Origin of the sequence: Nocardia sp. NPDC004860 (assembly GCF_040609015.1) — a bacterium.
In the GTDB taxonomy this organism is placed as follows: Bacteria; Actinomycetota; Actinomycetes; order Mycobacteriales; family Mycobacteriaceae; genus Nocardia.
Genome location: NZ_JBEXJI010000016.1, coordinates 71067 through 97325, shown reverse-complemented (window position 1 = coordinate 97325; position 26259 = coordinate 71067). Strand labels below are relative to the sequence as shown.

The 26259-nt window shown below is 69.4% G+C and carries 19 protein-coding genes; 13 read left to right on the top strand and 6 right to left on the bottom strand.

Going from position 1 to position 26259, the window contains the following annotated elements:
- The first annotated feature begins 164 nt into the window (after positions 1-164).
- The 3 genes from ABZV44_RS26535 to ABZV44_RS26525 all read left to right on the top strand — a co-directional run bounded on the left by ABZV44_RS26535 (position 165) and on the right by ABZV44_RS26525 (position 8625).
- The gene (locus tag ABZV44_RS26535) at positions 165-797 is read left to right on the top strand and encodes a GNAT family N-acetyltransferase (protein WP_354841572.1); all 633 of its coding nucleotides are present in this window, start codon (positions 165-167) and stop codon (positions 795-797) included.
- Between the two features lie 101 nt (positions 798-898).
- Complete coding sequence (locus ABZV44_RS26530) at positions 899-7237, top strand: SDR family NAD(P)-dependent oxidoreductase (RefSeq protein ID WP_354841569.1); 6339 nt, start codon at positions 899-901, stop codon at positions 7235-7237.
- Complete coding sequence (locus tag ABZV44_RS26525; protein ID WP_354841566.1) at positions 7234-8625, top strand: aminotransferase class I/II-fold pyridoxal phosphate-dependent enzyme; 1392 nt, start codon at positions 7234-7236, stop codon at positions 8623-8625. Before ABZV44_RS26530 ends, ABZV44_RS26525 begins: the two co-directional genes overlap by 4 nt.
- Here ABZV44_RS26525 and ABZV44_RS26520 read toward each other — a convergent pair.
- Complete coding sequence (locus ABZV44_RS26520) at positions 8598-9872, bottom strand: MFS transporter (RefSeq protein ID WP_354841563.1); 1275 nt, start codon at positions 9870-9872, stop codon at positions 8598-8600. The genes ABZV44_RS26525 and ABZV44_RS26520 overlap by 28 nt on opposite strands.
- Positions 9873-9963: 91 nt before the next feature.
- Between ABZV44_RS26520 and ABZV44_RS26515 the strand changes: the two genes are divergently transcribed.
- Positions 9964-10845: a LysR family transcriptional regulator gene (locus tag ABZV44_RS26515; RefSeq protein WP_354841560.1), complete on the top strand. Its 882-nt coding sequence runs from the start codon at positions 9964-9966 to the stop codon at positions 10843-10845.
- Here ABZV44_RS26515 and ABZV44_RS26510 read toward each other — a convergent pair.
- Positions 10832-13120, bottom strand: a complete 2289-nt coding sequence (locus ABZV44_RS26510; protein WP_354841557.1) for a molybdopterin-dependent oxidoreductase — start codon at positions 13118-13120, stop codon at positions 10832-10834. The genes ABZV44_RS26515 and ABZV44_RS26510 overlap by 14 nt on opposite strands.
- A 357-nt stretch (positions 13121-13477) precedes the next feature.
- Here ABZV44_RS26510 and ABZV44_RS26505 point away from each other — a divergent pair, with 357 nt between their 5' ends.
- From ABZV44_RS26505 to ABZV44_RS26495, 3 genes are read left to right on the top strand one after another with little or no spacing between them, the layout of a single operon-like run.
- Positions 13478-14155, top strand: a complete 678-nt coding sequence (locus tag ABZV44_RS26505; RefSeq protein ID WP_354841554.1) for a helix-turn-helix domain-containing protein — start codon at positions 13478-13480, stop codon at positions 14153-14155.
- A gap of 2 nt (positions 14156-14157) precedes the next feature.
- On the top strand, positions 14158-15018 hold the full coding sequence (locus ABZV44_RS26500; protein ID WP_354841551.1) for a 3-hydroxyacyl-CoA dehydrogenase: 861 nt from the start codon (positions 14158-14160) through the stop codon (positions 15016-15018).
- 18 nt (positions 15019-15036) lie between these two features.
- Positions 15037-16800 (top strand): oleate hydratase, encoded by a 1764-nt coding sequence (locus ABZV44_RS26495; protein ID WP_354841548.1) that lies wholly within the window; start codon positions 15037-15039, stop codon positions 16798-16800.
- Between the two features lie 63 nt (positions 16801-16863).
- On the opposite strand, the gene ABZV44_RS26490 is transcribed toward ABZV44_RS26495, so the two are convergent.
- Positions 16864-17796: a LysR family transcriptional regulator gene (locus ABZV44_RS26490; RefSeq protein ID WP_354841545.1), complete on the bottom strand. Its 933-nt coding sequence runs from the start codon at positions 17794-17796 to the stop codon at positions 16864-16866.
- Positions 17797-17961: 165 nt separating this feature from the next.
- On the opposite strand from ABZV44_RS26490, the gene ABZV44_RS26485 reads away from it, so the two are divergent.
- Positions 17962-18399, top strand: coding sequence for a nuclear transport factor 2 family protein (locus ABZV44_RS26485; RefSeq protein ID WP_354841543.1), 438 nt, complete (start codon positions 17962-17964; stop codon positions 18397-18399).
- Between the two features lie 76 nt (positions 18400-18475).
- Positions 18476-19255, top strand: a complete 780-nt coding sequence (locus ABZV44_RS26480; RefSeq protein WP_354841540.1) for an SGNH/GDSL hydrolase family protein — start codon at positions 18476-18478, stop codon at positions 19253-19255.
- On the opposite strand, the gene ABZV44_RS26475 is transcribed toward ABZV44_RS26480, so the two are convergent.
- Positions 19252-19827: a TerD family protein gene (locus tag ABZV44_RS26475; protein ID WP_354841817.1), complete on the bottom strand. Its 576-nt coding sequence runs from the start codon at positions 19825-19827 to the stop codon at positions 19252-19254. The genes ABZV44_RS26480 and ABZV44_RS26475 overlap by 4 nt on opposite strands.
- A gap of 358 nt (positions 19828-20185) precedes the next feature.
- A complete protein-coding gene (locus ABZV44_RS26470) occupies positions 20186-21778 on the bottom strand; it encodes a carboxylesterase family protein (RefSeq protein ID WP_354841538.1) in 1593 nt (530 codons plus the stop codon).
- A 183-nt stretch (positions 21779-21961) separates the two neighbouring features.
- Between ABZV44_RS26470 and ABZV44_RS26465 the strand changes: the two genes are divergently transcribed.
- On the top strand, positions 21962-23182 hold the full coding sequence (locus ABZV44_RS26465; protein WP_354841535.1) for a cytochrome P450: 1221 nt from the start codon (positions 21962-21964) through the stop codon (positions 23180-23182).
- 84 nt (positions 23183-23266) lie between these two features.
- Positions 23267-23677 (top strand): hypothetical protein, encoded by a 411-nt coding sequence (locus tag ABZV44_RS26460; protein ID WP_354841533.1) that lies wholly within the window; start codon positions 23267-23269, stop codon positions 23675-23677.
- Positions 23678-23736: 59 nt separating this feature from the next.
- Here ABZV44_RS26460 and ABZV44_RS26455 read toward each other — a convergent pair whose 3' ends face one another.
- Positions 23737-24198: a YiiD C-terminal domain-containing protein gene (locus ABZV44_RS26455; protein WP_354841531.1), complete on the bottom strand. Its 462-nt coding sequence runs from the start codon at positions 24196-24198 to the stop codon at positions 23737-23739.
- Between the two features lie 149 nt (positions 24199-24347).
- Between ABZV44_RS26455 and ABZV44_RS26450 the strand changes: the two genes are divergently transcribed.
- Positions 24348-24998, top strand: a complete 651-nt coding sequence (locus tag ABZV44_RS26450) for a GntR family transcriptional regulator (RefSeq protein WP_354841528.1) — start codon at positions 24348-24350, stop codon at positions 24996-24998.
- Complete coding sequence (locus ABZV44_RS26445; protein WP_354841525.1) at positions 24998-26224, top strand: MFS transporter; 1227 nt, start codon at positions 24998-25000, stop codon at positions 26222-26224. Before ABZV44_RS26450 ends, ABZV44_RS26445 begins: the two co-directional genes overlap by 1 nt.
- Positions 26225-26259 lie beyond the last annotated feature (35 nt).

The following is a 26259-nucleotide window of genomic DNA, read 5'->3' as shown; positions in this document are numbered from 1 at the left end:
CACAACACGAATCGGTCGCATGATCAGTAACTTACGAGTACCCTACTCGACAGTAGCCTGCGGGGCTATCGTTCAGTAGGGGACACGCAGGCACCACTGGACACCAGCAGACTGTCCGTCATCGGGGTCGGGCGCCGACGGGCATGAAAATGTAAGGGACTGTTTTGGTTCAGTCGGATGCACCGGTCGTTCGCCGCGCCACCGAAGCCGACATCGAGGACATGGTCCGGGTGCTCGCCCTGGCCTTCGAGTCCGACGACCCGATCGAGGACTACGTCTTCCCCGATCCCGTCGTCCGCCGCCGGCGCGCGCCCGGCATGCTTCGCGTTCTGATCAAACACCGCTACCTGCCCGCCGACGGCGCGCTGGTGGCGGAGGTGGACGACCGGATCGCCGGCGTGTCGCTGTGGATTCCGGACGGCTACCGCAATCCGGCATGGCGGGAAGCCATTTCGGGCCCCCAGCTGCTGTGGGCCATGGGCGCCGGCGCGACCAAGCGCGGCATGGAGGTGGATGCCGCCATCGCCCGCACCGCACCCGCCGAACCGCACAACTATCTGGTCTATCTGGGCGCGGAACCCCAGGCGCAGCGGGCGGGTGTGGGCCGCGCGCTACTGGCCCGGCTCACCGCCGAATCCGATGCGCACGGGCGCGCGCTGTGCGGAATCTGCAAGGACGAGAACGTCGTCTACTACGAGGCGGTCAATTTCGAGCAGGTCGGCCGGACCCGAATCGGGAGTAGTGGTCCGGACATGAACTTCCTGCTGCGTCCGCCGACGCGCGTCAGCGCCGGCTGACGTCGGCAGCGGACGCCCGGATCGTGGATCACGAGCCGGGCGGCTTCGCATTGCCTCGGGGGGGATCACCAGGTTCGCTTCTGTTTTGCCGAGGAGACGTAGTGTCTGACATTGCCATTGTCGGAATCGGGTGCCGCTACGCCGGTGGTATCGATTCACCGGAATCGTTCTGGGACTTCATCATCAACAAGGGCGACGGGGTCGTGGAGATCCCGTCCGATCGGTGGGACTACCGCCGCTTCTACGACCCGGACAAGCGCACGCCGGGGCGCATGTACACCAAGCGCGCCGCCTTCATGACCGGCGATCCGTGGGCCTTCGACCCCGAGTTCTTCGGCATCTCACCGCGCGAGGCCGCCGCCATGGACCCCCAGCAGCGGCTGGTGCTCGAGGTCGCCTGGGAGGCACTGGACGACGCGGGCATCGCCGGTCGCGTCTCGGGTGCGCCGATCGGCGTCTACGTCGGGGCCTTCACCCTCGACCAGATGGGCACGTCCCTGACCAATGCGACGCTGCCCTGGGTGGACATGCACACCCCGGCGGGCGCGTCGTACACCATGATCTCCAACCGGATCGCGTACGCGCTCAACATGATCGGCCCCGCCCTGACGGTGGACACCGCGTGCTCGTCGTCGCTGGTGGCCTTCCACCTGGCCTGCCAGGCGCTGGAGAACGGCGACTGCACCGTGGCGCTGGCCGGTGGCGTCACCCTGATGCTGCAGCCCGAGACGTTCGTGTCCATGTGCAAGGGCGGCTTCCTGGCCGCCGACGGCCGCAGCAAGCCCTTCGACGCGAGCGCGGACGGCTACGGGCGCGGCGAGGGCTCGGGCATGGTGGTCCTGAAGCGGCTCGAACACGCCGAGCGCGACGGGGACCGGATCTACGCGGTGGTCAAGGCGACCGGGTCCAATCAGGACGGGCGCACCACCGCCATCACCGTGCCCAATGCCGATCTGCAGGAGGCCCTGGCGAAGTCGGTGACCGAGCGGGCGGGCATCGCGCCGCACGAGGTCACCTATGTGGAGGCGCACGGGACCGGCACGCCGGTCGGCGATCCGCTCGAGCTGCGGGCCATCGGCCGCGCCTACGGACGGGTCGCGGAGCGCACCGGACCGCTGGGCGTGGGCTCGGTGAAGGCGCAGCTCGGGCACACCGAGGCGGCCTCCGGCATCGCCAGTGTCATCAAGTCGGCGCTGGCCATCACCCATCGCACGATCGCCCCGCAGGGTTGGCTCGACGAGCCCAACCCCGACATCCCCTTCGAGGAGCTCGGTCTGGCGCTGCAGCTGGAGGCCCAGCCGATCGCGCCGGAGACGCGAATGACCATCGCGGTCAACGGCTTCGGATACGGCGGCACCAACGCGCACGCCATCCTCCAGGAGTACATCGCGGCGGAGGCGCCCGCCCGTGAGCCCGGACACCATGGGGTACTGCCGATTTCGGCCCGCAACGACCAGGCCGCTCGCGACCTGGCACGCGGCTTCGCCGAACTGATCGCGGCGGGCGCCGAACCCGCCCGGCTGGCCGAGGCGGCGTGGACGCGCCGCCACCATCACCCCGTGCGCGCCGGCTTGACCTTCGGTGACGACGCCGAGCTGGTGCGGGCGCTGGTGGCCTTCGCCAATGGCGAGGGCCGCACCGCCAAGGTGATCACCCGCAAGGTGCCCGAGCCGGTCTTCGTCTTCACCGGCATGGGACCGCAGTGGTGGGCCATGGGCCGCCAACTGCTCACCGCCGGTGGCACTTTCGCCGCCGCGGCCGAGCGGATCGACGGCGTGTTCCGGGAGATCTCGGGCTGGTCCATCGTCGAGGAACTGGTGCGGCCCGAGGAGGAATCGCGGGTCACCTCGACGGCGATCGCCCAGCCCGCCAACTTCCTGATCCAGGTGGCGCTGGTCGCGCTGCTCGAGGAGCTCGGGATCCGGCCCGCCGCCGTGGTCGGCCACAGCGTCGGCGAGGTGTCGGCCGCCTACGTCACCGGGATGCTCTCGCTGCGGGACGCGCTGCTGGTCAGCTATCACCGGGCGCGGTTGCAGGCCACCACGGCCGGTTCGGGCGGCATGCTCGCCATCGGCCTGCCGCAGGCCGCGGCCCTGGAGCTGATCGAGGGCGATGAGCTGGTCAGCATCGCGGCGGTCAACAGCCCGAGCGCGGTGACCCTGGCCGGCAATGAGCAGCGGCTCGACGAGATCGCCGAATCCCTCACCGAGCAGGGCGTTTTCGCGCGCCGACTACAGGTCGAGGTGCCCTACCACAGCTATCTGATGGACCCCATCCTCGACGAGCTGCGCACGGAGCTGGCCGATCTGGCGCTCGCCGATCCGCGAATTCCCCTGTGGTCCACCGTGACCGGCACCCGCGTCGGCGCGGGCGACTGGGATGCCGAGTACTGGTGCGCCAATGTGCGGCAGCCGGTGCGCTTCGCCGACGCCGTCACCGAGTTGGTGGGCGCGGGCAGCCGGGTGTTCCTGGAGGTCGGCCCGCATCCGGTGCTGGGAGCCAACATTCGCGAGATCCTCATCGGGGCGGGCGAGACCGGCACCACCGTCGCCACCCTCGATCGCAAGCAGGCCGACGACGAGAGCATCCGGCAGACCGTCGCGGGCCTCTACACCGCGGGCGTGCTCGATATCGACGCCCTCTTCGGCGCGGTCGTCACGCCGCACGTGGACCTGCCGCGCTATCCATGGCAGCGCACCCGGCTGCGCGTCGAACTGCTGGGCGTGCAACAGCTCAAGTACGGCACCCCCGGCGGCTACCGCATGCTCGGCGATCCGACGCTCGAGGACCCGACCACGGCCTGGCGCATCCAGCTCAGCGTGGGCGATCTGCCGTGGCTGGCCGACCATGTGGTGGGCGGCTCCCGGATCCTGCCCGGCGCGGCCTATCTGGACGCGGCGCTGAGCGCGGCGGCGCTGCGCACCGAGTCCACCCGGGTGGCCGTCGAGGATGTCCGCTTCCTCGCGCCGCTGGTGGTGGACGAGGGCATGGCGCCGGTGGTGGAGCTGCACGTGGAGGAATCCACGCGGCGGTTCACGATTCGCTCCCGCGAGCCCGCGAGCATCAACTGGACCATCAATGCCACCGGCCGGCTGGTCGAGGGCGTGTACGAGCCGAGCAAGCCCGACCTGCCGGCGCTCGAGGAGATGCTCGCCATCGACCCGGACGCCTATTACACCGCCTTCGCCGCACGCGGCCTGGACTACGGCCCGGCCTTCCGCCGCGCCACCGAGCTGCGGGTGTCCGGCAATACCGTGGTCGCCACGCTGGACGGCGCCATCGCCCGCGACAGCGGCCACCTCGCCCACCCGGCCGTCGTCGACGCGGCCGTGCAGTGCTTCGGCGCGGTCCTCGCCGCCGCGCCGAATGCCGAACGGGGCGCGCTGGTTCCGGTCGCGGTGGAGGGGGTGCGGGTGTTCGCGCCCATCCCCGACCAGGTGACCGTGGTGGCGCGGCTGCACAATGGTGACAATCTGACCTGCGACTACGACCTGCTCGACGCCGAGCGGAACGTGGTCATGCGGATCATCGGGCTGCGGCTGGGGGCCATCAACCCGGATCGCGGTGCACTGCAACGGCTCACGGACTACTTCTACGAAAACCGCTGGGACATGCGGGAACCCGTGGACACCAGCGCGCTGCCGTCACCGGAGGCGGCATACACCCTGGCCATCGACCTCGCCACCGAGGCCGGTCCGCGCGCCGGTTTCATCGCGGGCACGACAGCACACGGTGAGGTGCTCGCGGTCGGCGATCCGACCCGCGAGGACCTGGAAGCCGTGGTGCGCGAACGGCTTCAGCAGATCGTGGCGCTGAGCGGCGTCGAGCGCACGCACGTCGTCCTGGTGGCGGGTTCGGAATACACCGACCTGGACGCGCTCTGGACGCTGCGCCGGATCGCGGTGACGATCGAGGGCTTCCTCGAGGACTGGCTGCAGCAGCGCGGCGACGAAATCCCCATGACCGGTGACGGTTCCATCCACGTCTCCCTGGTCACCGAGCGCGCCTTCGCGCACCCGGACGAGGATGCCGCGCCCGACCCGGCGCACGCCGCCCTCGCCGGCGCCCGCCGGGTGCTGCTCAATGAGCAGTCGCGGCTGCGCTGGCGGCTGATCGACGTGGATCCCGAGGTGGCCGAGGCGGATCTGGCCGCCGAGCTCGCCATCGCGGGCGCCTTCACCTACGACCACTCCGACGAGGTGGTGCTGCGCAACGGCCTGCGCTGGGTGACCGTGGTCGCCGCCACCCTGCCCGACCGGCTCGAAGCCCTGGACCGGGCCGAACCGCTCACCGATCCGGAGGCGAATTTCCGTCTGGAGCTGCCGAGGTCGCGGGTGCTGTCCCGGCTGGCGTGGCGGCGCTGCGACCGGCGCGCCCCGGGGCCGGCCGAGGTCGAGGTGCGGATCCTGGCCATCGGCCTGGGCTACAAGGACCCGCTCAAGGTCATCGGCGTGCTCGGTGAGCGCGAGATGACGGGCACCTTCTACGGCACCGAACCCGGCATGGAGGCCGACGCCGTCGTCGTCCGCATCGGTGCGGACGTCGACAATGTGGCCGTCGGCGATCGGGTGTTCCTGACCTCCAAGGCCATGATCTCCCGCTTCCACACCACCGACGCGGACCTGATCACCCGGGTCGCCGACAGCACCGAGGTCGGCCAGTGCACGAGCACCGTGGCGTTCGCCACCGCCGAGCATTCGCTGCTGGAGCTGGCGCGGGTGCGGGCCGGCGATGTGGTGCTGGTGCACGGCGCGGCGGGCGGCGTCGGCTCGGCGGCGGTGCAGATCGCGAAACTGCACGGGGCCACCGTGATCGGCACCGCGGGCAGTGACGAGCGCCGGGCCTACGTCCTGTCGCAGGGCGCGGACCACGCGCTGGACTCCCGCTCGCTCAACTTCGCCGACGACGTCCTCGGCCTCACCGACGGCCGGGGCGTGGACGTGGTGATCAGCACCGCGCCCGGGGAGATCCTGCGCCGGAACTTCAAGGCGGTGGCCGAGTTCGGGCGCATCGTGGAGATCGGCAAGGCCGACATCTACACCGGCGGCGTGCTCGACCTGGGGTACTTCGACAAGAACCTCTCCTACCACTCCTTCGACCTGGACCGCATGCTCGCGTTCAAGCGCAGGCCCACCGGAGAACTCGTGCGGGGCGTGCACGAGAAGCTGGCCGCCGGGATCTACCGGTACCTCCCCTACGAGCTGTACGACACCGCCGACGTGGCCAAGGCCTTCGAGGACGTGGCCCGGTCGGCGCACTTCGGCCGCATCGCGGTGAGCCTGGAATCCGAAGCGCCGCAGGTGCGCCCGATGATTCCGGCGGCCACCGTGGATCCGGCGGCGCAGTACCTGATCACCGGCGGCTTCGGCGCCTTCGGCCTGGCCATGGGCCGCTGGCTGGTCGGGCTGGGCGCCCGGCGGCTCACCCTGCTCGGGCGCGGCGGCCCGCGGACCGAGGCCGCCCGGACCCAGCTCGCACTCTGGCAGGAACAGGGCGTCGAGGTGGTCGAGGAGCGGGTGGATGTCACCGACGCCTATGCCATGACCGCGGTGATCGCGCGGGCGCACACCGCCGAGCACCCGCTGCGCGGCGTCTTCCACACCGCGGGCAGCCTCGACGACAAGCGCGTACCCGATATGAGCCGGGACAGCCTCGCCACCGTGTACCGGCCCAAGGCCGAGGGCGTGATCGCGCTGCGGCGCGGCATCGAGGCCGCCGGGGCCGAGCTCGACATGTTCGTGCTGTTCTCCTCCGGCAGCGCCATTTTCGGCAGCATCGGCCAATACGCCTACACCGCGGCCAATCTCGCACTCGATGCCACCGCGGACGTGGTGGCGCGGCAGGGCGGCACCGCGCTGTCGGTCGGCTGGGGCCACATGTCCGGCGGCGGGATGGCCGAGGACGAGTACGTGTCCCGCTACCTGCGCACCGCCGGATTCGATCCGATCAGCATGGAGGAGGGCGCCGAATACCTGGAGAAGGCACTGGAACTCGGCATCCACCATCAGGCGTCCATCATTCCCATCGACTGGTCCCGCGTGGCCGCCACGGTGTCCTGGTACGCCATGACCGGGCGCACCGCCGAACGTATCGCCGCCGCGGTCGAGGACAATTCGGCCGCGTCGCATCTGGTGGCGGCGCTGCGCGAGCTCGACGAGCAGAAGCGCGCCGACGTGGTGGCGCACATGCTGGCCGAGCAGCTGGCGGTGGTCATGGGCGTCGACGCCGACTCCATCGATCTGACCGTGCCGGTACCGGAACTGGGCCTGGACTCGCTGATGGCGGTGGAATTCGGTGCGCTGGTGAGCAAGACGCTCGGCGTGGACCTGATGTCCATGAAGGTCGGCCGGTCCTTCACCCTCCAGCAGGCCGGCGCCCGCGCGGCCGAACTCCTGGTCGGCGGCGACGCGGCGGCGACCGGCCAGGCGGTGCCGGCATGACCGAGTCCGCACGCGATCTGGCTCGGAAACTCCTGGCGAGCAACGGGATCAAGGAGACGACGGCCACGGGCACCGCGGCGCCGCACCCGGTGTCCACCGGGATCGCAGCGCCGGGCCGGACCGCGGCCGCGCGCACCCCGCGCGGTCCCGGCCGTCAGTTCGCCGATCACCCCGATGTCGCCGCGGCCGTGGTGAAGCGGGCCGCCATCGGCGCCCTCTACGGGCAGTCGGGGATGCCGAACCCGGTGTTCCTGCCACGAACTGGCCCGAACGACACCGTGATCCGGGCCCTGGACACCGACCTGGTGAACTTCAGCGCCTACAACTACCTCGGGTTGTCCAGCCACCCCCGGGTGGTGCGGGCCGCCAAGGACGCGCTCGACCAGTACGGCGCGTCCGCGTCGGCCAGCCGGATCGTCTCCGGCGAGATCCCGCTCTACGGCGAACTCGAACAGCGGCTGGCCGGGATCTACGACGTGGGCGACGCCATGGTGACCACCAGCGGCTATCTCACCAATGCGGGAGTCATCGGGTTCCTGCTACGCGAGGGCGATGTGGCCTTCTGCGACAGCCTGATTCACGGCAGCGTGGTGTCGGGCACGCAGTGGGCGGGTTGCCGCCGGATCAACTTCCGGCACAATGACCCGGACTCGCTGCGGTCGGTGCTGAAGATGTCGCGCTCCGGATTCGATCGGGCGATGGTGGTCATCGAAGGCCACTACTCCATGGACGGCACCGTCGGACGCGTTGCCGAACTGGCCGCCGTCGCACGGGAATTCGACTGTGCGGTCATGGTGGACGAGGCCCATTCGCTCGGCGTCCTCGGACCCACCGGGCACGGCATCCGCGAGCACTACGGCATGGCCGGCGCCGATGTGGACATCTGGATGGGCACGCTGTCCAAGGCGCTGGGCAGCGTCGGCGGGTTCATCGCCGCCGACGCCGATCTCATCGGGGCGATGAAGTCGAGCGCGCCCGGCGTGGCCATGCTGACCGGCGGGCCCGTGCCCTCGGGCATCGCCGCGGCCCTGGCCGGGCTGGAGGTGCTGGAGGCCGAGCCGGAGCGGGTCACCCGGCTGTGGGAGAACGCGCGCCTGTTCGATGCCGCGCTGCGGGAGCGGGAGCTGAATCTCGGTGACTCCCAAAGCACCCCGATCCTGCCGGTGATCGTGCCGGGCGAGATCCGGGCCGGATTCGTCTCGGCCCACCTGCTCCAGCACGGCGTGTACGCCGGGGCCATTTCGGCCCCGGCGGTCCCGGTGGGCAAGGAGCGGCTCCGCTTCTTCATCACCTCGGAACACACGCGGCAGCAATTGCTCTCGGCGGCGGACCTGCTCGCCGAGGCGATTGCCCTGTCCGGTCAGCTGCCCGCCGGCATGATGGGCTGACGCACCCCCGCGCGCTGTGGGCGGAGCGCGAACACCGCCCACAGCAGCAGGCCCAGCATGGTTGCGGCGACACCGATCTCGCACACCAGCGCCCAGCCGCCCGCCTCGTAGGCCACCCCGGCGGTCACCGAACCGGCCACACCGCCCAGGAAGTAGGTGACCATGTACGCGGTCGTCAGGCGGCTGCGCGCGGCCGGATCGAGGGTGTAGATGGCGCTCTGATTGGTCAGATGCGCACCCTGGATGCCGAAGTCGAAGATCACCAGCGCGGCGATCAACGCGACCACGCTGTGCCCGCCCCAGGCCATCAGCGCCCAGCTCGCCAGCAGCACCAGCCAGGTCAGCGTGGTGACGCGGCGCAGGTGCCCGCGATCGGCCATCCGCCCGACCACGGGCGCGCCGAGCGCCCCGACCACACCTGCCAGACCGAACAGACCGATGGTGAATTCGCCATAGTGGTAATCACTTCCGTGCGACCCGGACAGCAGGAACGCGATGGCCGTCCACACCGCCGAGAAGCAGGCCATGAGGATGAAGCCCAGCATCATGCGCTGCCGTAGCACCGCGTGCCGGCGGATCAGACCCACGATCGAGGCCAGCACCTGCGGGTAGCTCTCGCCCGTGGCCGCCCGCGGCGTGGCGGGCGCGAGCAGGTACACGCTCACCGCCATCACCACCTGCAGTCCGGCCGCCACCAGCAGCACCGCCCGCCAGCCGCCCAGCTGCGCCACCGCCCCGGACAGTACCCGCGACAACAGGATTCCCAGCAGCAGTCCGCTCATCACCGTGCCGACCACCTGCCCCCGCCGGGCCGGATCGGCCAGCGCCGAGGCCCACGGCACCACCACCTGCGCGGCCGAGGCCGCGACACCGGTGGCCACCACCCCCGCGAACAGCACCGCGAAATCGGGCGCGAAGGCCGAAACCAGCAGGGCCGCAACCGAGGCCAGCAGCAGCACCGGGACCATACGGTGGCGGCGCAGGAAGTCGCCCAGCGGCACCAGCAGGGCCAGGCCGCACAGATAGCCGATCTGCGCGGCGCTGACCAGCAGGGCCGCGGTCGCGGTGGAGATGCTCAGATCCCCGGCCACCTGGTGCAGCAGGGGTTGCAGATAGTAGTTGCCGGCCGCGGAGGAGCCCGCAGTCACCGCGAACACCAGCACCGTCGTCCGGGTCAGCGCTGCGCCGGGCGCGGTCGCGGTGTCGAGCGCGGGCCGGGCGGGGGCCACGGTCATCGAATCAGTCACCAGTCCATGGTGGGTGCGGCGATGGATCAACAAAAGCGATGGTTTTCGATACTGCCATCTCTGAAGTAGATGGCATCGGTAGGCTCGGAGTATGGAGTTGCGTCAGATCGAATGCTTCCTGGCCTGCTGCGACCATCGGTCCTTCACCGCCGCGGCCCGCGCTCTCAATCTGGTCCAATCGGCGGTCTCCACCAGCGTCGGCAAGCTCGAACACGAACTCGGGGTGCGCCTGTTCGACCGCACGCCGCGCACCCTGGAACTCACCGAGGCGGGGCGGGCCATGGTCGCTCCCGCCCGGACGCTGCTACGCGCCCGGCGCGACATCGTGGACGCCATCGACGCCGCTCGCGGCGAGATCCGCGGCGAGGTGGTGGTCGGCAATCTCATGAACATCCACAATCTCGACCTGGCGGGCATCATCGCCCAACTGCACCAGCGGTTTCCGGCGGTGACCCTGCAGATGCGGCAGAGCATTTCCGGTGTCGCGGGCAATGTGGCCGGGCTGCGCGACAATTCGCTCGAGCTGGCGCTGCTGGCCGGCATGAGCAGCGAATTTCCGGGCATCACCACGCATCTCATCGCCGAGGAGACCCTCGTGCTCTGCACCGGGCCGGACCATCCGCTGGCGGGGCGTCCGTTCCGGGCCGCCGACCTGGACGGCGTTCGCTACATCGACTTCCCGCCGGGCTGGGGCATCCGCACCATCGCCGACGAGCTGTTTCCGGGCCGCGTTCCCGTGATCGAGGTGGCCGACCAGGCCTTCGCACTGGAATTGGCCGCCAAGGACTTCGGGATGGTCCTCATCCCGAAGTCCGTCGCGCTGCTCTCCCCCGGCGTGCCCCACTCCGAATTCGCACCCCGGCCGCTGCCCTGGAAACTGTGCGTCGGCCACGCAGTCGAGCGCACGCCGTCGAATGCGGCTCGCACCGTGATCGAGGCCCTCACGGCAAACAACGCGCTCAGGAACCGGTGATCGCGGGCGGGCCGGTGACGGTCAGCGGCGGGACCGGGCCGGTATGGAGCTCGATCTCCACCAGGGACAGCTGACCGGTGCAGCCCTGACTCAGGCGGGAGGTGCCGCGATCGTCGGTCAGCGCGTTCGGGTTTCCGTGGCGGCAGCAGGCCGGGTCGGCCGGGTCGGGGTCGTACCAGGCGCCGGTCGACAGCTGGGCGACTCCGGGACGTACCGCGTCGCTGATATCCAGTCCGGCCAGGCAACTGCCGCGGTCATTGAAGATCCGGACGATGTCACCCGCGGCGAGGCCGCGGGCGGCGGCGTCGTCGGGATGCAGCCGGACCGGTTCACGGCCGGAGATTTTCGTGGACTGGCTGTGCGCGCCGATATCCAGCTGACTGTGCAGCTTGGTGCGGGGCTGGTTGGCCACCAGCTGCAGCGGGAACCGCGCCGCCAGCGGGCTGCCCAGCCACTCGTCGGGCTCGAGCCAGACCGGATGTCCCGGGCAATCGTCGTAGCCGAAGCCCGCGATGGTCTCGGAGAAGATCTCGATCCGGCCGCTCGGGGTGCGGAGCGGGTGCGCCGACGGGTCGGCCCGGAAGTCCGCGAACGCGATGTGCTCCTCGGCCTCGATGGGCAGGTCTATCGACTCCCCGGCCCAGAACGAGTCGTAGTCCGGCACCTCGTGACCGCGGTCGTGCAGCCGCTCGCGCCATTCGTCGTAGAGGTGGCGCAGCCACTCCCGCGTTGTCCGTCCCTCGGTGAATTCCTTTCCGAAGCCCAATCTTTCGGCCAGCTCACCGAACATCCAGTAGTCGTCACGGGCCTCGCCGTGCGGGCGGGTCAGGGCCGGCATCGGGAACAGGAAGCGGTCGCCCTCGCCGGAGCCGTAGTCGTCGCGTTCGATCGTCATGGTCGACGGGAGCACGATGTCGGCGTGCCGGGCGGTGGCCGTCCAGAACGGATCGTGCACCACCACCGTGTCCGGCCGGCCGAACGCGGTGCGCAGCCGGGCCAGGTTCTGGTGGTGATGGAAAGGATTGCCGCCGGCCCAGTAGACCAGCCGGATAGTCGGATACATCCGGTGCTCGCCGTTGTATTCGTAAGGCGCGCCGGGGTTCAGCAGCATGTCCGCGATGCGCGCGACCGGAATGAAGTCATCGACGCCGTTGACGCCCTGAGGCAGGCGCGGCGGTGACGTGAGTCGCACGGCCAGACCGACATTCGCGGCCGACCCGTAGCCGTGGCCGAATCCGCCACCGGGCAAACCGATCTGGCCGAGCATGGCGGCGAGGACCACACCGAGCCACAGCGGTTGCTCGCCGTATCGGGCGCGTTGCAGCGACCAGCTCACCGTGACCAGCGTGCGCGTGCCCGCCATCTCCCGCGCCAGCGTGCGAATCCGTTCCGCGGCAATGCCGGTGATCGGCTCGGCCCACTCCGGATCCTTGACGACGCCGTCGACCGCACCGCGCAGATAGCCGGCGAAGCGCTCGTAGCCGACGGTGTAGCGGTCCAGGAAAGCGGTGTCCGCCAAGCCTTCCGCGTCCAGCACCTGGGCGAGCGCGAGCATCAGGGCGGTATCGCTGCCGGGCCGGGCGGCGATCCATTCGGCTTCCGCTTCGGCCGGAATATCGTCGCGCAGCGGCGAGACGGTGACGAACCGGCAGCCGTTCTTCCGCGCCGTCTCGATCCAACCGCGACCGTTGTGCCGCGAGACTCCGCCCGGCGACACCGCTGTGTTCTTCGGCGACAGTCCCCCGAACGAGACCACCAGCCTCGAATGCTTCGCCAGCACCGATTTCGTCGTTGCGCGCGACGTGATCGTGCCCATATCCGCGAGGATGTGCGGCAGCAACACCGTCGACGCGCCCAGGCTGTAGCTGTTGCGGTGCGAGACATACCCGCCGAGGCAGTTCAGGAAGCGGTGAACCTGGCTCTGCGCGTGGTGGAATCGCCCGGCGCTGGCCCAGCCGTAGGAGCCGCCGTACACCGCGGTCGGTCCGAATTCGCGGTACACCCTGGACAATTCACCGGCCAGCAGATCCAGCGCGGTGTCCCAGGACACCGGCACGAACTCGTCGGCGCCGCGCGCCGCGGGTCCCGGACCGTTCTCGAGCCAGCCCTTTCGCACATAGGGCTGCGAGATGCGCGCCGGGTGATGTTGGGCCGAGGCCACATTCTCGATCAGCGGGGTGGGTTCCGGATCACCTCGCCAGGGTCGGACCGCGGTGAGCCGGTCCCCGTCGCTGCTCGCCTCGAAAACGCCCCAGTGGGTGAGATGCGTGGCCATCCGACCAACATACGCCCGGCAGACCCCGCCGGCTCGTTCGGCGACACCCCGGCGCGGCTCGAGAACAGCTGCACAGCCATGTCGAAAACACTGCGCGGTAACGGATTACGCGGCCGTGAGCTGGATCGCGACTACCGGCGGTCGGTCCACAAAGATCCGGCGGGCGGTCCACGCGGATCCGGCGGGCGGCCCAGGCGGATTCGGCGGTCGGTCCACGCGGATCCGGTGGTCGGCCCAGGCGGATCCGGTGGTCGGCCCAGGCGGATCCGGCGGCCCAGCGGGGTTGCACAATCGATAACTCGGAGTACGCTCATTTTTGAGTCCACTCAGTTTTCCGATCCGGGTTGGAGGTGTCCGATGGTCACGCAGGCCAAACCGGTGCACTTCGGCCGACGCCAGCGCAAGATGCACGACAAGCAGTCACGCATCTTCGAGGCGGCCGCCGCCCTTTTCGCTGAGCACGGATTCGATAGAGTTACCACTCAGCAAATCTCTGATCGGGCGGATATCGCCGCCGGGACACTGTTCCGCTACGCCGCCACCAAGGGTGAGTTGTTGCTGATGGTCTACAACGAGGAATTACGCACCGCGCTGGCGGACGGCGCCGCCGCGGCCCGCACGCAGACCGATGCCGTCGAGGCGGTGACGGCCCTGCTGCGCCCGCTCCTGCGCGCGGCCGAGCAGCGGCCCGAGAACACCATCGTCTATCAGCGTGAGCTCCTGTTCGGTTCACCCACCGACACCTACCGCTCCGAGGGCCTGGCCCTGGTGGCCGGGCTGGAGTCCATGATCGCCGAGCGGCTCATCGCCCACGCGCGCCGCGACGGGATCGGCACGCCGCCCGGCGACGAAACCGCCTCGGCGCGTTGGGAAGAGCAGGCCAGGCTGGCGGGGCGCAGCATCTTCGCGGTCCTGCACCTGGCGCTGGTGCAACCGTCCACCGGAGCGCATCCCGGCCACGACGCCATGGCGGATCTGCGGGCGCAGATCGCACAGATAATCGCAGGATTCTTCACATCCCAAGGGAGGCAATGACAATGAGCATCGACATCCGCAAGGTCACCGTGCTCGGCACCGGAGTTCTCGGTTCCCAGATCGCATTCCAGACCGCGTTCCGCGGATTCGACGTCACCGCGTACGACATCACCGATGAGGTGCTGACCGCGGCGCGCGGTCGCTTCGACAAGCTGGCCGCCACCTACCGCGCGCAGGTGCCGGGCGCGGGCGACGGCAAGGCCGAGACGACCGCGGCGGGCATCGCGCTGAGCTCCGATCTGGCCGCGGCGGTCGCCGACGCCGACCTGGTGATCGAGGCGGTTCCCGAGGTGCTCGCCATCAAGCAGGACACCTACGAGAAGCTGGGCAAGCTCGCGCCCGAGCGCACCATCTTCGCCACCAACTCCTCCACGCTGCTGCCCAGCGCCATGAAGGACTTCACCGGCCGCCCGGACCGGTTCCTGGCGCTGCACTTCGCGAATCAGGTGTGGCACTTCAACACCGCCGAGATCATGGGCACCCCCGACACCGATCCGGCCGTCTTCCAGGCCGTCGTGGACTTCGCCACCGCCATCGGCATGGTGCCCATCGAGCTGCACAAGGAGAAGGCCGGCTACGTCCTGAACTCGCTGCTGGTGCCGCTGCTGGACGCGGCCATGAACCTGGCCGAGGGCGGCTACGCCGAGCCCGAGGCGGTGGACAACACCTGGCGCATCGGCACCGGCGCGCCGGCCGGACCCTTCCAGATCCTCGACATCATCGGCCTGACCACGCCCTACAACATCATGGCCCACGGCGACGAGAACGCCCAGCGAATCGCCAAGTGGCTCAAGGAGAACTACATCGACCAGGGCAAGCTCGGCATCGCCACCGGGGAAGGGTTCTACAAGTACACGGCGTGATTCGAGACGGGAGTTCTCATGTTCTACAGCAGTGGCAATTACGAAGCCTTCGCGCGGCCGCGCAAGCCGGCGGGCGTCGAGGACAAGACGGCCTGGTTCGTGGGGTCGGGCCTGGCCTCGCTCTCCGGGGCGGCCTTCCTCATCCGTGATGGCCAGATGCCCGGTAGCAAGATCACCATTCTGGAAGAGCTGAAGTTGCCGGGCGGCGCGCTGGACGGCATTCGGGAACCCGAGAAGGGCTTCGTCATTCGCGGTGGCCGCGAGATGGAGAACCACTTCGAGTGCCTCTGGGACCTCTTCCGGACCATCCCGTCCATGGAGGTCGAGGACGCGAGCGTGCTCGACGAGTTCTACTGGCTCAACAAGGACGACCCGAACTTCTCCCTCGAGCGGGCCACCGTGAACCGCGGTCAGAGCGCCCAGACCAAGAACCTCTTCACACTGAACGACAGGGCGCAGCAGGACATCACCAAGATCTTCCTCGCCACCCGTGAGGAGATGGAGGGCAAGCGCATCGACGAGGTGTTCTCGAAGGACTTCTTCGCGAGCAACTTCTGGATGTACTGGCGCACCATGTTCGCCTTCGAGGAGTGGCACAGCGCCCTCGAGATGAAGCTGTACCTGCACCGGTTCATCCACCACATCGGCGGCCTGCCGGACTTCTCGGCCCTGAAGTTCACCAAGTACAACCAGTACGAGTCGCTGGTGCTGCCGCTCTACCGCTGGCTATTGGACCAGGGCGTCACCTTCAAGTTCGACACCACCGTCACCGATGTCGACTTCGACCTCACCGCGGATCGCAAGCAGGCCACCCGGATCCACTGGATCTCGGAGGGGGTCGAGGGCGGCGTCGACCTCGGGCCGGAAGATCTGCTGCTGATGACCATCGGCTCGCTCACCGAGAACTCCGACGAGGGCGACCACCACACGCCCGCAAAGGTCGACGCGGGTCCGGCCCCGGCGTGGGATCTGTGGCGCCGAATCGCCGCCAAGGACAAGGCCTTCGGCCATCCGGACGTATTCGGTTCACACATTCCCGAGACCAAGTGGGAGTCGGCCACCGTCACCACGCTGGATCAGCGCATCCCCGAATACATTCAGAAGATCTGCAAGCGGGATCCCTTCAGCGGCAAGGTCGTCACCGGCGGCATCGTCACCGCGAAGGACTCGAACTGGCTGATGAGCTGGACGGTCAACCGGCAGCCGCATTTCAAGCAGCAGCCGAAGGACCAGATCGTGGTCTGGGTGTACTCGCTGTTCGTCGACAAGCCCGGCGACTACGTGAAGAAGACCATGCAGGAGTGCACCGGTGCGGAGATCACCCAGGAGTGGCTGTACCACCTGGGCGTTCCCGAAGCGGACATCCCCGAGCTGGCCGCGAGCGGCGCCAAGTGCGTGCCGGTCATGATGCCCTACGTGACCGCCTTCTTCATGCCCCGCAAGGCGGGTGACCGCCCGGACGTGGTCCCGGAGGGTTCGGTCAACTTCGCCTTCATCGGTCAGTTCGCCGAGACCAGCCGCGACTGCATCTTCACCACCGAGTACTCGGTGCGCACCGGCATGGAGGCGGCGTACCGGCTGCTCGACATCGAACGCGGCGTCCCGGAGGTCTTCAACTCCACCTACGACGTCCGTACCCTGCTGGCCGCCATGAGTCGCCTCCGCGACGGCGATCCCATCGACCTCCCGGGCCCGGACCTGCTCTGGCGCGCGCTGGCGAAGCGCCTCGGCAACAACGAGATCGGCGAACTGCTCACCCAGTACGGTCTCGTCGAGAAGTAGGCGGTACGGATTCCGCCCGACGTGGCACGACGGCCCGGTCCCCTGGGGACCGGGCCGTTGTCGTCAGTCCGGGCAGTCGTGCCACTCGCGCGCGGCCGCGAGCAGGCGAGCGCGCACCCGGTCCACGTGCGGGCGGACGGGGCCACCCACCCGGCGGGCCAGGAAGACGGTATTGATCGGCGCGTCCTGCGGGTCCCAGAGCTTTTCGACGGCGCCCGAGGCCAATTCGCGGGTGCACAGGTAGCTCGGGAGCACCGAGACGCCCGCGCCCGCCACCACCGCGGCGAGGACGGCGCGCAGGTCCGGGACCACCAGGCCGGGGTCGGCTTCCAGCCGGGTGTCGAAGACGTGCCGCCAATAGCGGCGGACGATCGGCAGATCCGGGGCGTAGGTCACCAGGGGCACTCCGCCGAAGTCATTGGCGCGCAAGCGTTCCAGATCCGCGCGGGCGGCCACCTCGGGCGCGGCCACCAGTACGAACTCCTCATCGGCGAGCGTTTCCGCGAGCACGGTCCGGCCTCGCGGGCGAATGGTCGAGACGACCAGGTCCAGTTTTCCGAGTCGCAGATCCGTGAGCAGGTCGTCGGCCAGGCCGGTGCTCACCGCGAGCCGGACGCCGTCCGCGACCAGCGGTGCGAGTGCGGGCAGGACGAGGGTGGCCAGCAATTCGGCCGGACCGCCGAGCAGGACCGGCGGTTCCACGGCTGTCACGCCCGCCTCGGAGCCGTCGCCGATCACCGACTCCAGGGCGTCCAGCGGCGCGGCCACCCGCGCGGCCAGATCGTGTGCGGCCGCGGTCGGGGCGACACCGCGCGGCAGCCGCTCGAACAGCGGCCGTCCCACCTGGCGTTCCAGCGCCTGCAGCTGGGTGGTCACCGTCGGCTGCGAGAGGCCGACCTGACCCGCGGCGGCGGTGATCGACCCGGCCCGGTAGACGGCCAGGAAGGTCCGCAGCTGCGTCAGGTCCATGGAGCCATCGACCTGCCTATGTCGCACCCGGCGAGTCTATTGGCCCGGTGATGCGCGGCCGCTGCGGGCGCGGGTTCAACAGCGATTCAATAGTCAACTTATTGAATATGCATGACCTGGACACTCTGAAGAGATGCGCGCTACTGTTCGAATATAGTGGACAATGATTTGACTATAGGAAACGAGGGAATCATGCACCCCTTCCGCAAGGCCGTCGAGGCCCGTGACGAGGCGGCCATGGCGGCCCTGCTCGCCGACAATGTGGTGTTCTCCAGCCCGGTCGCCTTCAAGCCCTACCCGGGCAAGGCCATCACCGCGGCCATCCTGCGCGGTGTCATGCGGGTGTTCGAGGACTTCCGCTACATCAAGGAGATCGGCGCGGCGGACAGCAGCGATCACGCACTGGTCTTCGAGACCACGGTCGCGGGCAAGCGCATCACCGGATGCGACTTCCTGCACTTCGACGCCGACGGCCGGATCGACGAGTTCATGGTGATGGTGCGTCCGCTCTCCGGCGCGCAGGCGCTCGCCGAGGCAATGGCCGCGCAGTTCGAGCGAATCCAGGCCGAGGCCATCGCGCAAATCGAACAGGAGGCAGCAGCGGCCGAACGCCAAGCGGCGGGCTCGTGAACGAGTTCGACCCGACGCCCGTGCCGGCCGATTTCCTGGGATGATCCACGAACAGTCACCGAAAGGCCGATCCGCCATGACCGATGGCAGGTACACCCGATACGTCGCCCTGGGCGACAGTCAGACCGAGGGCGTGGGCGATGGCGACGACCTGACCGGCCTGCGTGGGTGGGCGGACCGGCTGGCCGAGCGTCTCGCCCTCACGAATCCCGAACTGCGCTATGCCAATCTGGCGGTGCGCGGCAAGCTGGCCCACCAGATCCGCGACGACCAGCTGGACGCGGCGCTGGCGCTGCGCCCGGATCTGGCCACCGTGCTGGCCGGCATGAACGATCTGCTGCGCCCGAACTTCGACCCGGACGAGATCGCCGGGCACGTCGAGGCCATGTTCGCCGCGCTCACCGCCACCGGCGCGGTGGTGGCGACGCTGACCTTTCCCGATGTGGCCGAGACGATTCCGCTGGCCCGGCCGATTCGCGGCCGGATCGCGGCGATCAACGACCGGCTGCGGTCGGCGGCCCAGCGGCACGGGGTTCTGGTGGTTGAGACCGGCCACCATGCCGTGGTGACCGATCCCCGCCTGTGGGACGCGGACCGGCTGCACGCCAGCCCACTCGGGCACCAGCGCATCGCCGACGCCGTGGCCGAGGCGCTGCGGCTGCCCGGTGCGAACGACGCCTGGACCCGTCCGCTGATCCCGGATCTGCCCGAGCACGGGGCGTTGCGCTCGATCGCGGCCGAATTCCAATGGGCGGCAACCGCGCTGGGGCCGTGGGTGATGCGCCGCCTGCGCGGCATCTCCTCCGGTGACCGGCGGGTGCCCAAGCGCCCGGTGCCGCTCCCGGTGCGCGTCTAGACGTTGACCCCGTAATCCCGTGCGATTCCGGCCAATCCGGAGGCGTAGCCCTGTCCGATGGCCCGGAACTTCCACTCGGGGCCGTGCCGGTACAGCTCGCCGAACACCATGGCGGTCTCGGTCGAGGCGTCCTCGGTGAGGTCGAAGCGGGTCAGCTCCGACCCGGTGACGGCGTCCACGACCCGGATGTAGGCATTGCGCACCTGCCCGAAGGCCTGGCGCCGGGTCTCGGCCTCGTAGATCGATACGGGGAAGAAGATATTGGTGATGCTCGGCGGCATGGCCGCCAGATCCACGGTGATCACCTCGTCGTCGCCCTCACCCTCACCGGTGAGGTTGTCGCCGGTGTGCTCGATGGTGCCCTCCGGGGACCGCAGGTTGTTGTAGAACACGAAATGCCTGTCGGAGACGACACGCTGATTCGGCCCGCAGGCGAGGGCACTGGCATCGAGATCGAAATCGGCTCCGGTGGTACTGCGTACGTCCCACCCCAGGGCGACGGCCACCTTCGCCAGATTCGGCGCCTGCTTCGACAGCGAGACATTGCCGCCTTTGGCCAGACTGACACTCATCGCATTACCTTCCCTCCGCGCGCGGTACCTCCACACCCAATCGTCCTCGCGCAGCGAGACGGAAGCCACCTCGCCGTACGAGACCGAGGTCGCCGAATCCGCATCCAGCTGTTCGGCGATCACGGCGATCCGGCGTTGCAGGGCGAGCAGTTCGATCAGGTCCCGATTCCCGGGCCCCACCGCGCCTTCCGCGACGGTCCCCGCGCGCACCGCCTCGGCGTGCGCGTCCAGCACCGCCGCCCGTAACCGCGCGGCCAATGCCGCCCGCCGCACCGCCGACTCGGGGCCCACCGCCCCGAGCCCCGCCCACGGCTCCCCCTTACCGAGCGTCACGCCTCGAATGTACCTGCACGGCAGGTCAACCGAGTGTGCTCCAGAACTCGCAGCGGTGGTCGGCGTAGAAGGCATCGGAGAACTGGTTGCCGGCGGGGCGGAAGGAGAGGAATGACGGTGCGGCCGTGGTGTATTGCGGGATGGCGGGCAACCCTTGCGGATCCGCGGTGCCCGCGGTGATGAAGCGGGTCCAGTAGCGGCGCATTTCGTCCTGCAGGCGCTGCTGGCCGGGGGTCATGGCGACGTGCAGGAGCGGGCCGGCCTGCACGAGGTCGAAGAGGGAGGGGAGTTCCGCGGCGTGGTAGGCGCCCATCGGGAAGGTGCTGGGCGGGGCCAGGGCGGTCCGGTCGTCGAATTCGTAGACATAGGTGGGGTTCTGGCGGCCGAAGTCGCCGACCTGGTCGACCAGCGTACAGACGAATTTGTCGGTCCAGGCCCGGATGAGCGCCAGCGCCGGTTGCGCGTAGTCGCCGAGGGGGTACTCCACTATGATCCGATCGACCTGCGCCCGGCCCATGCCGCCCAACCGGGAGGTGAGCAGGGTGGGATAGTCCGCGGCGGTCATCCTGGCGCCGAGCGGGATGCCGTAATCCATCCACACCCACAGCGCCATCTCGTCATGGTTGGAGCCGATGAAGGTCGGAACATGGCTAATCCCACCGGCTTTCAGCACGGAAATGGGATCGCGCGGGAGAAAGTCGTTGCCGTACACCACATCCGCCGACTCCGGCGCGCGATCGACGAGCACGTCCGCCGGAAGACTGCGCAGACAGACCGCGTCCGCTCCCGGGCATCCGGCTCCGTCCGCCCAGGCATCACCCTCGGCCTCGGCGGCGGCGAGGGCTTGCCCGGTGCACAAGCCGCTCTGCATCATGGCCGCCTGGAACAGCCCCGCCGAGGAGGGCGTGGCCAGCTGCGCGCAGATCGAAACCCCGCCCGCCGATTCACCATCCACCGTCACCCGGTTCGGGTCGCCGCCGAACACCGCGATATTGCGCTGCACCCAGCGCAGCGCGGCCTGCTGATCCATCAGCCCGTAGTCCCCCGAGCCGTCGCCCTCGTCCAGTGCCGAAGCGGCCAGGAAGCCGAACGTCCCGAGCCGGTAGTTGATGGTGACCACGATGCTGTCGCCATCGGGCTGCGACACCAGAGGCGCTGCGCCGTACATGCTTCCGGTGCCCGTCTGCAGGCCGCCGCCGTGAATCCACACCATGACCGGCAGGCCGCGGCCGTCGGCGGGCAGGGTGGGCGGGGTCCAGACGTTCAGGTAGAGGCAGTCCTCATCGGTCGAGCGCAGGCCGCCCACGCCCGTGGCCTGTGCGCATTTCGGCCCGGCGTCGCGGGCCTCGCGGACGCCCGGCCACGGCGGCACCGGTGCGGGCGGTCGCCAGCGCAGCGCGCCCACCGGCGGTGCGGCGTAAGGGATTCCATTGAAGAGCCGGTAGTCCGGGGCGAGCACGCCATGCAGGCTGCCGCTGTCGATGGCGACGGTGTCGGCGGCAGCCGGCCGGGCCCGCGCCACCGGTCCGTTCACCGCGAAGACCGTCACCAGCAGGGCCACCACCGAGAGCACCGTCCCGGCTCCCCATCCCATCCACTTCCGGTCGCGCACGATCACCCGAGCCTCCTGGGCCAGCAGCGTTATCGCGTAACCGTTCGATACTAATCGGCTGTCCGGTACGGAGGCCCGGAGTCTCGAGATGCGCGCAAAACCCCTGCATACGAGTGGGTCACCGCGCGGCGGCCGTCTCACGGCGAGACGGCCGTTGACAGTCGGTTCAGCGCCGGAAACCGTGGGCGCATGACCCGGACCTCACCCGACGCGCTCGACCTGTTCGACCCCGCGCACCTCGACGATCCCTATCCGCTGTACCGGCGACTGCGCGAGCAATCGCCGGTGTACCGCATCCCGGGCACCGACTTCTACCTGGTGACCTCATGGGATCTGGTGACCGAGGCGGTGAATCGGCCCGCCGAGTTCTCCTCACACCTCACCGGCGCGCTGCTGCGGCAGCAGGGCAGGCCGCCCGCCACCTTCGACATGGACGGCGGCGGCCAGGCCATCCACGTGCTGGCCACCGAGGACGATCCCGGCCACCAGACACAGCGGAAACTGGTCCAGCCCTTGCTGGCCAAGCGGATTCGCGGGCTCGGAACCACCGCCGCCGAGCTGGTGGACCGGTTGTGGGCCGAGCAGCTGCACGGCGATCGCATCGACTGGGCGACCGGCATGGCCGACCGGCTGCCGCTGGCGCTGGTCGCCGACATCATCGGGCTGCCGGACGCGGATGTGCCGCAACTGCTCACGTGGGCCTACGACAGCACCGAGATGCTGGGCGGGGTCGTCGAGGCCGAACGCTTCGGGCAGCTGGTCACCGCCGCCACCGAGCTGGCCGCCCACCTGCACACCAGGTTCGCCGCCGCCCGAGAGGATCCGGGCGACGACCTGCTCGGTGTACTGGCCCGCGCCTGCACGGCCGGCGACATCACCGACGCGGTGGCGGTGCTCATCCTGGTCCAACTCGTCGGCGCGGGCGGCGAATCCACCGCCGGGCTGATCGCCAACGCCGCGCGCCTGCTCGCCACCCGCCCGGAACTCCAGGACGAGCTGCGCCGCGAACCCGCGCTGCTGCCCGCGTTCCTCGACGAGGCGCTGCGGCTGGAATCGCCCTTCCGGGGCCATCATCGGCACGTCACCATCGATACCGCGCTGGGCGGCACCGAGATTCCCGCGGACAGCCACGTGTTGCTGCTGTGGGGTGCGGCCAATCGGGATCCGGCCCGCTTCGAGCATCCCGACGCCATCGACCTGGACCGCCGCAGCGGGGCCAACAATCTCGCCTTCGGGCGCGGCATCCACTTCTGCATCGGCTCGGCGCTGGCCAAACTGGAGGCCACCGCGGCCCTGACCGCGCTGCTGGACCGCACCGCCGGATTCACCCTCGTCGAAGACGCCCCGCCGCAGTGGTTTCCGAGCATTTTCGTGCGCCGTCACCGCAACCTGCCGCTGCGCATCCGCTGATCCGCGCGGATTCTTCCGCGCGTCCGCCGCGTGCCGAAGGCTCGGTCACGGCATGATCGTCGTCGATCGGGGGGATTCACCGTCGTGACCACAGGAAAAGGGGTTCTGTTCGTGAAGACCGTGTACCTCCGCCGCATCGCCCTGGCCACGCTCGCCTGCGCCGTCTCCGGCGCCTTCGCCGCCCCCGCGTCCGCCGACGCGGCCCCGCAGCGGATCACGCTCGACTACTCCAAGGGCCGCTGCGCCCAGACCACCCTGCTGGCCCACTCGTTCACGCCGACCACGCTGGAGATCACCACCTCCAACAACTTCACCGACGACGCCAAAATCGATATGAACGGGCAGCGCACCCCGCTGCCCGACACCTACGGCGCCCAGACCACCCAGATCGACCTGGGCACCCCGATGCCCGGGGTCATCCCCTTCGAGGTCTCCGGCTCGGAGTGGCCGGGCAGCGCCGGCACCGGCTGCAAGGGCTGGATCATCATCGCCTGACACGCCCGCGAGAACGACCGAGCCCCGGAGGTTCTCCTCCGGGGCTCGGTCGTTTCGGCTCACTTGCCGTGGGCGCGCAACTGGTACAGACCCTGGGTCTCGGCCACCACCACGCCATTGGCATCGGTCACCACGGCCTCGAGAGTGAAGTCGGCCTTGCCCTTGGCCGCGGCCTCCTCGGTGATGCGCGCGATCTGCTCCTCCGACAGCGTGGCCTCGGCGCGCACATCGGTGGCGGCGGGCTTGCGGAAGAAGATGTGCAGATCCTTCACCAGGGGGTAGTACTTGGCGGTGTCGAAGCTGGCGATGGCGATCGCGCCGCCCAGGATCTCCGCGACGGTGAACAGCACGCCGGCGTACATGACGCCGAAGTGATTGCCATTGCCCTCGACCGGCACCGTGGTGGCGGCGAAACCGGGGCGCACCTCGTCGGCCCGCACCCCCATCTTGTGCGCGATCGGAATCGTGAACTCCAGACCACCGTTCACGACCTCGTTCAGCGGCGGGGCATCGTTCCCCATGCGGACCTCCTCGTCCCGGAAATAGGGCAACTTACTGACGTATTGCCAACAACGTGAATCATTATGGGTGAGAGGGTTGCGGCGCAACTCTTTCAGCCCCCGGGTGAAACCCGCCACATTCGGGCAAATCATCCCATGTCACCTCTAGTATGCAAGTTGTGTCCAAGACCTTCTCCGCCGCCGAGCGGGCCTACCGCGAAATCAAGGAACGCATCCTGAGCGGCGACCTGCCGGGCGGCGAGCTGGTCAGCGAGAACGAGATCGCCGGGGAGCTGGGCACCTCCCGCACCCCGGTCCGCGAGGCCTTCCTCCGGCTCGAGACCGAGGGCTGGATGCGGCTCTACCCCAAGCGCGGTGCGCTGGTGGTGCCGGTGCCCTCGCGCGAGGCCGAGCATGTGATCCATGCCCGCTACATCGTGGAAACCGGCGCGGTGGACGCGCTCACCCGTATCGCCCGCGCGGGGCTGATCCCCCGGCTGCGCGAATCCCTGGACCGCCAGGGCGAACTCGCCGACGCGGGCAACCTCGACGAATTCGCCATCGTGGACGCCGATTTCCATCGCGAGTACGTGGTGGCCGCCGACAATCCGCTGCTCATCGGCTTCTACGACTCGCTGCGCGAGCGCCAGCGCCGGATGAACAGCGTTGCGCTGCACCGGGGCGAGACCCATCCGCACCGGATCATCGAGCAGCACACCCGGCTCGCCGATCTGATCGAAGCCGCCGACGCCGCCGGTTTCGCCGAAGCACTCGCCGAGCACCTCACCGACGTGCACGGCGTGACCCTGAGAGGACTGTGATGGCGACGCTGACAGCCGTCGGCACCCGCACCACCGGTATCGGCACCCATCCCAGGGCGTGGCTCGGCGTGGCCGCGGCGATCTTCGCGATTGCCTGGGGCGGCAATGAATTCACGCCGCTGCTGGTCATGTACAAGCGGGACGGGCTGCCCGTCACCACGGTGGATCTGCTGCTGTTCGAATACGTGCTGGGCATCGTCCCCGCGCTGCTCATCGGCGGCCCGCTCTCCGACCGCTACGGCCGTCGGCCGCTGATGCGGCCCGCGCCCTTCATCGCGGCCACCGGCTCGACCCTGCTGGCCTTCGGATCCGCTTCCGTCCCCATGCTTTCCGCCGGACGCGTGCTGTGCGGCATCGCGCTGGGCCTGGCCATGGCGGTGGGCAGCAGCTGGCTCAAGGAACTCTCGCAGCCGCCGTTCACGGCCGAGACCGCCTCGGGCACCGGGGCGCGCCGCTCGGCCATGAGCCTCACCGGCGGCTTCGGCGTGGGCGCGGGCGTGGCCGGGGTGCTGGCCCAGTGGGCTCCGTGGCCGGACACCCTCGCCTACCTGATCAATGTGACGCTGTGCCTGCTGGCGGCGGCGCTGCTGTTCCGCGCCCCGGAAACCACTGCCCCGCAGGCGAATCCGGTCCGGCTGCTGGACGATCTGAAGGTCCCCGCCGCCGCGCACCACCGTTTCCGCACCGTGGCGCTGCCGGTGTGCCTGTGGCTGTTCACCTCGTCAGCGGCGGCCTACGCCATCATGCCGACGCTCATGATGCCCAAGGTGCACGGCGCGCCCATCGCCTTCTCGGCCCTCATCACGGTCATCACGCTGGGCTGCGGGTTCGGCATCCAGTCCGTCGCCCGCCGCATCGACCGGCCGGGCTCGCTGCGCCTGCCGGTCCTGGCACTGAGCCTGGTGATCACCGGAATGGTGCTGGCCGCAGCGGCTTCCGCCACCCTCACCATGTGGCTGACCGTGCTGACCGCCATCGCATTGGGTACGGGCTTCGGCAGCGGCCTGGTCGCGGGCCTGCTCGAGATCGAGCGCATGGCCCGGCCCGACGACCTCGCGGGACTGACCGCGGTGTTCTACGCGGTCAGCTACCTCGGCTTCGGTGTCCCGGCCGTCATGGCGATCTGCCACGACAGCACCGGCATCGGCTATCCGGCCATGTTCGGTGTCCTCGCGGCCGGGTGCGCTCTCTGCCTGGGCATTGTGAGCCGCGCCCGCGCAGCCTGATCAGGCAGGCACGAGGCTCGGAAACAGTGGCGGCG

What these genes read in the sequence shown, in the direction of transcription:
- ABZV44_RS26525 (WP_354841566.1), top strand. Translation starts at nt 7,234, where the DNA reads ATGACCGAGTCCGCACGCGATCTGGCTCGGAAACTCCTGGCGAGCAAC.
- ABZV44_RS26515 (WP_354841560.1), top strand. Translation starts at nt 9,964, where the DNA reads ATGGAGTTGCGTCAGATCGAATGCTTCCTGGCCTGCTGCGACCATCGG.
- ABZV44_RS26510 (WP_354841557.1), bottom strand. Translation starts at nt 13,120, where the DNA reads ATGGCCACGCATCTCACCCACTGGGGCGTTTTCGAGGCGAGCAGCGAC.
- ABZV44_RS26505 (WP_354841554.1), top strand. Translation starts at nt 13,478, where the DNA reads ATGGTCACGCAGGCCAAACCGGTGCACTTCGGCCGACGCCAGCGCAAG.
- ABZV44_RS26500 (WP_354841551.1), top strand. Translation starts at nt 14,158, where the DNA reads ATGAGCATCGACATCCGCAAGGTCACCGTGCTCGGCACCGGAGTTCTC.
- ABZV44_RS26495 (WP_354841548.1), top strand. Translation starts at nt 15,037, where the DNA reads ATGTTCTACAGCAGTGGCAATTACGAAGCCTTCGCGCGGCCGCGCAAG.
- ABZV44_RS26485 (WP_354841543.1), top strand. Translation starts at nt 17,962, where the DNA reads ATGCACCCCTTCCGCAAGGCCGTCGAGGCCCGTGACGAGGCGGCCATG.
- ABZV44_RS26480 (WP_354841540.1), top strand. Translation starts at nt 18,476, where the DNA reads ATGACCGATGGCAGGTACACCCGATACGTCGCCCTGGGCGACAGTCAG.
- ABZV44_RS26475 (WP_354841817.1), bottom strand. Translation starts at nt 19,827, where the DNA reads ATGAGTGTCAGTCTGGCCAAAGGCGGCAATGTCTCGCTGTCGAAGCAG.
- ABZV44_RS26465 (WP_354841535.1), top strand. Translation starts at nt 21,962, where the DNA reads ATGACCCGGACCTCACCCGACGCGCTCGACCTGTTCGACCCCGCGCAC.
- ABZV44_RS26455 (WP_354841531.1), bottom strand. Translation starts at nt 24,198, where the DNA reads ATGGGGAACGATGCCCCGCCGCTGAACGAGGTCGTGAACGGTGGTCTG.
- ABZV44_RS26450 (WP_354841528.1), top strand. Translation starts at nt 24,348, where the DNA reads ATGCAAGTTGTGTCCAAGACCTTCTCCGCCGCCGAGCGGGCCTACCGC.
- ABZV44_RS26445 (WP_354841525.1), top strand. Translation starts at nt 24,998, where the DNA reads ATGGCGACGCTGACAGCCGTCGGCACCCGCACCACCGGTATCGGCACC.